This window comes from Synechococcales cyanobacterium T60_A2020_003 (assembly GCA_015272205.1).
Classification (GTDB): Bacteria; Cyanobacteriota; Cyanobacteriia; order RECH01; family RECH01; genus JACYMB01.
Genome location: JACYMB010000032.1, coordinates 1 through 9,186 on the forward strand (window position 1 = coordinate 1; position 9,186 = coordinate 9,186).

The following is a 9,186-nucleotide window of genomic DNA, read 5'->3' on the forward strand; positions in this document are numbered from 1 at the left end:
GGAATTCCTGACATTACGAGGCTTCACAGACATCACGAACTAGAAGACCAGTGCCCAGAGAGCAGCATCTATTCTTTCAAAGATTTTAGAAATATCTGTCTATGGATAGATGATTAATTCTTATTAGCTCTTCCTAAATCATCCTTACAAAGGTGCATGTGTATTCAATATCTATGGCCGAGTAGGTGTCATCCAACAATCATCCTGCCGTACCTTTAAAAATCCTTCTACTGGGTGATAGTTTTTGGTAGCGTTAGTATTCAATAATCGGCTGAGGCAATGGCGTCAATTCCCAGCAAAGATTTTTGATAAGTTCTATACGATGAATTGACTCAACAAAGTCTCCGAATGCAGCCCTCACCAGCAACTCCTTAGACGTTCGACAAACTTAATCCCACTAGCTCAGCGACACCATCATGCTCACTCCAGACTCTCAAGCCTTTCCCCGCGAGGCGGATCAACATGCGGATCAAGCGAGCGTTCCAGAAACGAATCTAAACCACGATTCCCGACAGCCGTGGTGGATTTGGCTGGTACTGGGTGGACTCCTATTGCTGGGAGGTGGTTTCCTAACCTGGCGGTTTGTGGCACCGATATTTATGGCGCAACAGCAGCAGCAGATGCCCCCCGGTGTGCTGGTGGAGACAGAACAGGTGCAGCCGACGACGCTTGAAGACAGTTCTGAATTTATTGGCAATCTCGAATCGGTGGAAGGCGTGGTGTTGCGCCCGGAAATTGCCGGACGGGTGACTCAGATTTATGTATCCGAGGGCGATCGCGTCAATCCCGGTGATCCGATTTTTCAAATCAGTCCCGATCGCACCCAGGCGGAACTCAATGCGGCGTTGGCCAACGTGAACGCGGCCTTGGCAAACCGTAATAGTGCCCAGGCTCAGCTTCAATCCCAAGAGGCCGAGTTGATTCGAGCGGCAGCCGAAGTGGAACTGCAAGAGTCGGAGTATGAGCGAACTTCCATGCTGGTAGCTGAAGGAGTGCAGTCGCAGCAAGCCCTGGACTTGGCCACCCGCGACCTAACCACGGCTCGCGCTACCTACGACGCCACCGATCGCCAAGTTCAAGCCTCAAAAGCCAACTTAGCGCAGGCGATCGCCACGTTACAGCAAGCCCAAGCTGAGGTTCAAGCGGTTCGGAGCGATTTATCCGACACCACGGTGACGGCTCCGATTTCGGGTGTGATTGGCGATATTCCGGTCAAGCTCGGCAGCTACGTCAATATTGGCGATACGCTCACCTCTCTAGTTCAGAACGAGTCGTTGGATCTACGGCTGTCCGTTCCGATCGAACAAGCCTCACAGCTTCGTAATGGTCTCCCCGTTGAGTTACGCGGTGGAGATGGTGAAACAGTTTTGGGTCGTGGACAAATCAGCTTTGTATCCCCTGCGACGTCTCCAGAAGCCCAAGTCGTACTCGCAAAGGCTACCTTCCCGAATCCAACGGGACAACTGCGTGATAAGCAATCGGTCACGGCGCGGGTGATTTGGAATACTCGTCCTGGTGTTGTTGTTCCGGTGACAGCCGTATCTCGTTTAGGCGGGCAAACGTTTGTCTACGTCGTGGAGCAGCAGCAAACGCCTGAGCAAGAAGCCCCCCAACTCATTGCCCGCCAGCGTCCGGTCACGCTGGGGGACATTCAAGACAACAGCTACCAAGTCCTCGATGGTTTGCAGGCCGGAGAAGAAATTGTGGTGTCGGGAATTTTGAATCTTTCCGATGGCGCACCGATTATGCTGTCGTCCCAAATGCCCGATCCGTCTGCTTCGGGTGCTCCCCCTCAGTAGTAGTTCATGGTCTGCTCGTTGGTTTGAAGCCTTTTTAGGTCTTCATTTTGGAGGAATGTTTGGTTTTAGAGGATGTTTGAAAATTCAATGGTTGTCATTATTAGCACTAGTCGATCCCCCCTAGCCCCCCTTAAACAGGAGGAAGTAGCTCGAAAGTCCCCCTTTTTAAGGGGGATTTAGGGGGATCTACAGCGCTTTGATACATGACAGATACTTTTTCAAACATCCTCGCACGGTGAGGCGATCCCCTTCCATCCAACACTGAGTCATTAGCCGAGTCATTAAAAAGGGGCGATCGCGCCTCTGGTTCAACTTCAGCACTTGTGTCCCATTCACCCAGTATCCTTGCTGAGCCGCAGCTATGTTTACGGACTTCTTCATCAAAAAACCTGTTTTCTCAACGGTTTGCGCCCTGATCATCCTCTTACTGGGGCTGATTTGCATTCTGGTGTTGCCAGTCTCCCAGTTCCCCGATATCAGTCCTAAGCAAGTTACGGTAACGGCTAACTATATTGGAGCTGACGCCCAAACTGTTGAAAGTGCTGTCACCACTGTCCTAGAACGGCAAATCAATGGCGTTGAGGGACTGCGGTACATGAGTTCGACCAGCAGCAACGACGGCACCAGCAGCATTACCGTTACCTTTGAACCCACTCGGGATCAGGATATTGCGGCGGTCGATGTCCAAAATCGAGTCTCGGTGGCGGAATCTCAACTTCCAGAAGAAGTCAATCAAACCGGGGTAAGCGTTAGTAAGGAATCGAGTAATATCCTGCTGGCGATGAGTCTCTTTTCAGAAAATGACGAGTACGACGACATTTTTCTGAGCAACTACGCTGATCTTTACATTGTGGATGCGTTGCGACGAGTCAAAGGGGTGGGCAATGTCCAAATCTTTGGCGAACGTACCTATGCAATGCGGCTATGGCTCTATCCCGATCGCTTAGCAAACCGGAATCTCACCCCCCAGGATGTAGTAGATGCCCTGCAAGAACAAAATATTCAAGTCGGGGTAGGGCGCATTGGCCAACAGCCCATGCCCACCGATCAGGAATACGAAATAGACCTCCGCGCCATCAGTCGGCTTAACGATGTGCGCGAATTTGAGGATGTGGTGATCACCACAACTGAGGATGGGAGCTTGATTCGCCTCAAGGACGTGGGACGGGCAGAACTGGGCGCAGAGAACTACGGCTCGTTTTTGCGGTTTCGAGGGCAGGAGGCGATCGGATTAGGGATTTTCCAAGTTCCGGGCAGTAACGCTCTGCAGGTGGCGCGGGGCGTGAAGGCTGAAATGGCAACGCTAGCGGAAACCTTCCCTCCCGGCCTGATGTATGACATTGGATTTGACACCACGGATTATGTAGAGCAGTCGTTGTCAGAAGTGGTTTGGACACTCATGCAGGCAGTGCTGCTGGTGGTTCTGATCATCTTTGTCTTTTTGCAGGATTGGCGGGTTGCAGTTATTCCCTCCATCACCATTCCTGTTTCGCTCATCGGTACGTTTATCTTTGTGCGGCTGTTTGATTTTTCAATCAACAGTTTGACATTGTTTGGCCTGACCTTGGCAACGGGCATGGTCGTAGACGATGCGATCGTTGTAGTGGAAAGTATTGCTACGAAAATTCAGCAGGAGGGAATTCCGCCACGTAGAGCCGCGATTGAGTCCATGCGGGAACTCACGGGAGCGGTGATTGCTACGTCGCTAGTGCTGATGGCGGTCTTTGTTCCGGTGGCCTTTTTCCCTGGAACGACGGGAGCGCTGTATAACCAGTTTGCGCTGACGATCGCCTTCTCGATTGCGGTGTCTACCTTTACGGCACTAACGTTAACGCCGACGCTCTCAGCGTTACTGATCCGTCGGCGTCTGCCTGGAAATTCCTGGCTCGACCGCCTCTTTGCGGTGTTTAACCGGGGGCAAGATTGGTTACGAGTTCGGTACGGGCATGTGCTGCGATCGCTCATGCGGATGCGGGCGATCGTCATCGGTATCTTTGTGCTATTGCTCATGGGCACCGTATGGCTATACACGGTGGTTCCGAGCGCTTTCTTACCAGATGAAGATCAGGGGTACTTCATCACGATTATTCAGGCTCCAGAGGGGGTGTCCCTTAACTACACCAGCGAGGTAATGACGCAGGTGGAAGATCTGATTCTCCAAATGCCAGAGGTACGGGCTACGTTTGCGGTGGGAGGCTTTAGCTTTAGCGGCAACACCTCCAATACGGCGGTGGTTTTTACGACGCTGAAACCGTGGGATGAACGCCCTGGGTTTGAAGGCTCTGCATTGGGGATTATTTCGCGATTACAGCCGCAACTCTTTGGCATTCCCGAAGCCCGGATCTTTGCTGTGAACCCTCCGGTGATTCAGGGATTAGGGAACTTTGGCGGATTCCAGTTCCAGCTTCAGGATCGACGGGGCAACTTCGGCATTGACACGATGCTGCAGTACATGGGGCAGCTTCTAGGCACAGCCAACCAACAGCCCGAACTCCAGGCTGTGTTTAGCACCTATTCGGCCAACACCCCGCAGCTCCAAATAGAGGTCGATCGCAACCGGGCGAAGTCGCTGAACGTTCCCATTGATGAGATCTTCAGTACCTTGCAGATCTATCTCGGTTCGCGGTACGTGAACGACTTTAACCTGGACCTGCGTACCTATCGCGTGTATGTTCAGGCCGATGAACAGTTTCGAGCATCGCCAGCGGATATCAATAAACTCTATGTCCGCTCGGACTCAGGCCAGATGGTTCCCTTGGGCAACCTGGTCACGATAACGCCCACCACGGCTCCCCAGATGATTAACCACTTTAATCTTTTCCGATCCATCGAGATCAACGGTACGACGGCTCCGGGGGCAAGTTCGGGGGATGCGATTCGGGCGATGGAACAATCGGCGGCTGAGGTTCTCCCTCCGGGCATGGGCTACGAGTGGTCAGGGACATCGTTAGAGGAAATTGAATCGGGTGGACAAGCACCGATTATTTTTGGGTTGGGTCTGGTCTTTGTCTTCCTGGTTCTGGCGGCTCAGTACGAAAGCTATATTGATCCCGTGATCATCATGCTGGCTGTGCCCTTGGCGATTTTAGGAGCGCTCTTTGCTCAGGTGACTCGTGGGCTGGCGAACGATGTCTACTGCCAGATTGGCTTGGTGATGCTGATCGGATTGGCGAGTAAAAACTCAATTTTGATTGTGGAGTTTGCGAATCAGCTTCGCGATCAAGGATTTTCGATTCCGAAGGCGGCGTTAGAGGCTTCCAAAGAACGATTGCGCCCAATTTTAATGACGGCCATTTCAACCCTAGTCGGTATCTTTCCGCTGGTGATTGCGACGGGGGCTGGCTCTGGCAGTCGTCAGTCCTTGGGAACAGCGGTCTTCGGGGGTATGTTTGTGGCAACCTTCCTGAGTCTGTTAGTGGTTCCGATTTTGTACATCGTGATCAAGTCGTTGAGCGATCGCACGTTGCCTCCCTCAAAGGAACCATCGGGCTTAGGCGCAGAGCGTGACCCTGACTCTGATCCTGATTCGGCATCGCAGATGGGAAGTAGCGCCGTTATGTAAGGCAGAATAGGCGATCGCTCTTTCCTAAAACAGCCTCATTTGGGCAATCTCATCATCGTCTTCCTCCTCTGTGTCTAGGTCAAACAGAGGCTGAGGGCGATCGCCAAAGTCCTCGTCACTGTTATCGATAGCGAGTAACCGTTGAGCCTCCCGCAGCATATCCTCGGCGAGGTCGTTGAGATCCTCACGATTCTCAAGATAGGTCTGTAGGGCACTGAGGGGATCAATCGTATGGCCTGCACCGAGTTCGGGAACACGGGGACGGGCAAGCTGGCTCACCAATTGGGGATGGATGCTGTAGGTATGGGCAGGGCTGAGGGCTTCGTGGAGGCTGGCCATGTCAATCAAATCAAGCTGATCGGCATGGAGTTGGTAGATAAGGCGCACGACGGCATCTTGCACGGGATGGGATTTGATGGCCTTCAGTAAGGCCGATTGGGGACTTTCTTTTTTCGAGAGATCGACGCGAATGGTCGAAAAGGGACGCACCGGAAGGGGACAAAACTCAACCTCGGTTTTGTCTTTTTTAATATCAACGAGTACGAATCCCTTGTCCTCTTTCTCTTCACTAAAGTCTACCCGTTCAATGCTGCCGGGATAGACGATGTAGGGATCATCGCAAAGAATCTGGTGACGGTGGACGTGCCCTAGCGCGACGTAGTTAAAACAGGGACGGGAGAGAATCGCGAGCGGAATTGTGAAGCCCTTACCTGCGGCCAGGAAGCGTTCTGCGCCATACCGAGCCGAGTCGATCATGGCATGGGCAAGCAAGATGGACGGTTTATCGGGATTAAGCTGCCGGATCTCGCCTTCGAGAGCGAGTCGGAGCCGATCGATCAACTGCTGGTTCACTTCTGCTAAGGATAATCCCTCCGTTTCTGGTCGGGTGAGAAAGGCGGAATGGTTGAGCCACGGGAGGGTAATAATCTGCACCTCTCCGTTTCGGGTTGCAATAGTGTGAGTTTCGAGGCGATCGCCCACCACAAAGCCTGGTACGCCCAAGGTTCGGTAAATACAAAGACTCGCGCCTCCTTGCCCCTGAGCGTGCTGATCATGATTGCCGACTAGCAACACGGTCGGGATCTGGGCATCCACCAAGCGGCGAAACTGGGCGGCAAAAAGTTCCTGCACGATCGGCGGTGGTGTGGCATCGGGAAAGGCATCGCCACCGAAGAGGACTAGATCAACGGGTTCGGCGATCGCCCGATCGATACATAAGCTCAACGTTTTGACAAAATCCTCTAACCGAGTATTCAAGCCTGTTTCGGGGTTCATGCGTCCGTGGGAGAAGCCGCTACCCAGGTGGATGTCGGAGAGATGGAGAATTTTGATCATGGGGCATATCCAAAGGCAGGATGAGTGCGAGACTGCCCCTATTTTAGGATCAAGTGTATTAGATGAGAACAGGTGTTCAGGTTTCTGCGAGGTCTTGAGTATCCAGATCTGCGACTTCTTGTCAGCACCCCCACAGTCGCGGATGGGAATCATAAAAGAAGTCGCAGATCTTTTCGGTGGGCGATCGCCTCAAACATCCTGATTAAAGTTGGCGACGTAGAAGATAGAACAATAGTTATTGAAGAGGTATAAATGGACATTTTTGAGACTAGCTGTAACACCTGTGGATTTTGTTTGGATTGGGGAATTGGTGGAACGATGTATGTGATTGATGAGACTGGAAAGCGTGTGCTTGCGCCGCATCCTAGTGAGTTCATCATCATGGATAGAATTCTGGGTGAAAATGCTAGTGAGGAACTCATCAATGAGCGAACTGGTTATTTGGAAGGCTGGCTATGCCTTGATTGTCTTTCGATTAGTTCCCTTGACCTGGAGCGAGATGTTCTCGAATGCCAGAAGTGTCAATCAATTCACGGAAAGTCGGTCAATGACATGATTGGTCAACGATGCCCTAAATGCAACGACCCATCCAGTGAAATTGAGGTCAACTTTACCGGATGGGAAACATAGGATTCTTACCGAGAGATGCTCATGCGGAGGCAATTTCAAACTTAAAGCATATCTAAACTTGCCTCTCCAACATCTTTCAAAATAGACTCAAACTCCCCTCGAATATCAGCAAGTTGACTTAAATCAGCGTTAGAGGCTGCCATTGCAGATTCATTCTGTTTGCGTGCGGCTATGATGTTCTGCTCTAACTGTCCATAGACCTTGGCTTCAAACTCTCTTAATTGATTTTCTATTTGCTGCTCAAGATCTATAGAAAACGACTTAAATTGGCTAGTAATATTTCGGCGGATATCGGCCATTTTCTTTTCATACTCTTGCTCTTGATACATAGCATGAAGCTCAAGCCCCATCGAAGCAATTGCTGCTAGTGAGCCTAAAAACTTTGCAAAATTACTAATATTTTTTGCAATTCCTATTGCTTGCCAGGGCTTAAATTTAAATCCAACGAATTTGCCAATGTCATAAACTAATGTGTGGATCTGGCTGCTTGCTACTTCTGAGGATTTTAGGAAGAACCCACTAGATTCAGGGATAAATTTGCCTATTTCTACTCCAACATTGTCACCAATTTTCTGCAGCCACTCGATTTGACCGCGAATTTGCTCCGCTGTGGAACCTGCAGAAAAAGCTTCCACAGAAATAGTGCTGTCAAAGTTAAGTTGAGCAATGAATTCTTGAGTTAAATTACTTTTTAGTTCATCCTCTATTTCAGATTGGATAGATTGTATCGCTTCATTAAATGCTGTCTCTAAAGATTGACTTGCATTCTCATAATAGCTACGAACATTGATTTCGGATTGTTCATTTAATCTCTCAAAGTTTTCACCGCCAACAGATGAAGCAAGCTTTATTCCCTCATTTACAACTGCTGTTTTCATCTCTAAGGTAACACTTCTGACTTTGGTACGAAGTCGCTCCCTATTTTTATTGATACGACGTATAAATCTTGACAAGATTTCTAGAAAGGCTATATCTTCATTAGAATTTCGAGCAAAGCCAATTTGCGCTTCATCAATGCTGCTTAAAACAATTCTTACTGGTGTATCGTAGTTGGCAAGAACTGCTCGACGCTTAACAAAATTATTGAGTTCTAATACAAATGTATTAAAGCGGCTAATTTCTGTTAAAAATTCGTCATCCTCATCGATTCCCTCACAGTAGTCTTTTGCATCAATAAAGCATACTGGAAACTCATCGAGATCATAAGGTTTCAGAGCTTCTGCAAAGCTATGGCGGTAGCTGGCGATTTTCCCTTCTTCTTCTCCTGCATCAGCTGACATTTTGTTAATTACTAGCATCATTTTCCAGCGATAGCCTTTGTCGTATGCCAGCTTCTTAAAGTTTTCAACCGTGTATGTGTCGAACAGCATGTATGTGAGGCAAAATACCAGCAGGTCAGCTTTTGAAATGGCCTCATAGGTGATTTGGTCATGATCTTGACGATCAGTAAATAAACCAGGAGTATCAATAATTCTAATACCGTTCCAGTCGTAAGGAGAGGTCTTATCGGTTGCAATGTCAGCATCGATATGAATATCTCGACGTCCTGTCAGTGCAGAGATAATGGTCGATTTTCCAGCACTATATTGTCCAATGAAGGCAACTGTGAGCGCCCCTTTTTGTTTATATTCCTTAACACCTTCCCGCAACTTATAACGAATTTTAGTCAGATCTTCAGAGTTTGCTGAAGCCAATAGCTGGTCAAATTTAACATAAGCTTTCTTAAAGCGATCGCCAATTTCAGCAGCCTGGAATTTTGGAGTAGATTGAGACATAATGCAGTACCTCAGATGTGTAGATAAGCTTAAGAATGAACTACCCCGCCGCAAGCGGACGGGGTATCAGAATCAAAAAAGAGCA

Annotated in this window: 6 protein-coding genes; 3 read left to right on the plus strand and 3 right to left on the minus strand. The window is 49.5% G+C overall.

Annotated elements, in window-relative coordinates:
* Positions 1-599 precede the first annotated feature (599 nt).
* Positions 600-1,799, plus strand: a complete 1,200-nt coding sequence (locus tag IGR76_02000) for an efflux RND transporter periplasmic adaptor subunit (protein ID MBF2077307.1) — start codon at positions 600-602, stop codon at positions 1,797-1,799.
* 186 nt (positions 1,800-1,985) lie between these two features.
* On the opposite strand, the gene IGR76_02005 is transcribed toward IGR76_02000, so the two are convergent.
* Positions 1,986-2,180 (minus strand): hypothetical protein, encoded by a 195-nt coding sequence (locus IGR76_02005; GenBank protein MBF2077308.1) that lies wholly within the window; start codon positions 2,178-2,180, stop codon positions 1,986-1,988.
* Between IGR76_02005 and IGR76_02010 the strand changes: the two genes are divergently transcribed.
* Positions 2,161-5,361 carry an efflux RND transporter permease subunit gene (locus IGR76_02010; protein MBF2077309.1) on the plus strand — a complete coding sequence of 1,067 codons (3,201 nt, stop codon included), beginning with the start codon at positions 2,161-2,163 and terminating at the stop codon, positions 5,359-5,361. The genes IGR76_02005 and IGR76_02010 overlap by 20 nt on opposite strands.
* Before the next feature lie 24 nt (positions 5,362-5,385).
* On the opposite strand, the gene sbcD is transcribed toward IGR76_02010, so the two are convergent.
* Positions 5,386-6,696 (minus strand): exonuclease subunit SbcD, encoded by a 1,311-nt coding sequence (gene sbcD / locus IGR76_02015; protein ID MBF2077310.1) that lies wholly within the window; start codon positions 6,694-6,696, stop codon positions 5,386-5,388.
* 252 nt (positions 6,697-6,948) lie between these two features.
* Here sbcD and IGR76_02020 point away from each other — a divergent pair, with 252 nt between their 5' ends.
* Positions 6,949-7,326, plus strand: a complete 378-nt coding sequence (locus tag IGR76_02020; protein ID MBF2077311.1) for a hypothetical protein — start codon at positions 6,949-6,951, stop codon at positions 7,324-7,326.
* Positions 7,327-7,367: 41 nt separating this feature from the next.
* Here IGR76_02020 and IGR76_02025 read toward each other — a convergent pair whose 3' ends face one another.
* A complete protein-coding gene (locus tag IGR76_02025; GenBank protein MBF2077312.1) occupies positions 7,368-9,101 on the minus strand; it encodes a 50S ribosome-binding GTPase in 1,734 nt (577 codons plus the stop codon).
* Positions 9,102-9,186: the final 85 nt, after the last annotated feature.

Excerpts from the sequence above, each read along its gene's own strand:
- IGR76_02000 (MBF2077307.1), top strand. The coding sequence starts at position 600 with ATGGCGCAACAGCAGCAGCAGATGCCCCCCGGTGTGCTGGTGGAGACA.
- IGR76_02010 (MBF2077309.1), top strand. The coding sequence starts at position 2,161 with ATGTTTACGGACTTCTTCATCAAAAAACCTGTTTTCTCAACGGTTTGC.
- IGR76_02005 (MBF2077308.1), bottom strand. The coding sequence starts at position 2,180 with ATGAAGAAGTCCGTAAACATAGCTGCGGCTCAGCAAGGATACTGGGTG.
- sbcD (MBF2077310.1), bottom strand. The coding sequence starts at position 6,696 with ATGATCAAAATTCTCCATCTCTCCGACATCCACCTGGGTAGCGGCTTC.
- IGR76_02020 (MBF2077311.1), top strand. The coding sequence starts at position 6,949 with ATGGACATTTTTGAGACTAGCTGTAACACCTGTGGATTTTGTTTGGAT.
- IGR76_02025 (MBF2077312.1), bottom strand. The coding sequence starts at position 9,101 with ATGTCTCAATCTACTCCAAAATTCCAGGCTGCTGAAATTGGCGATCGC.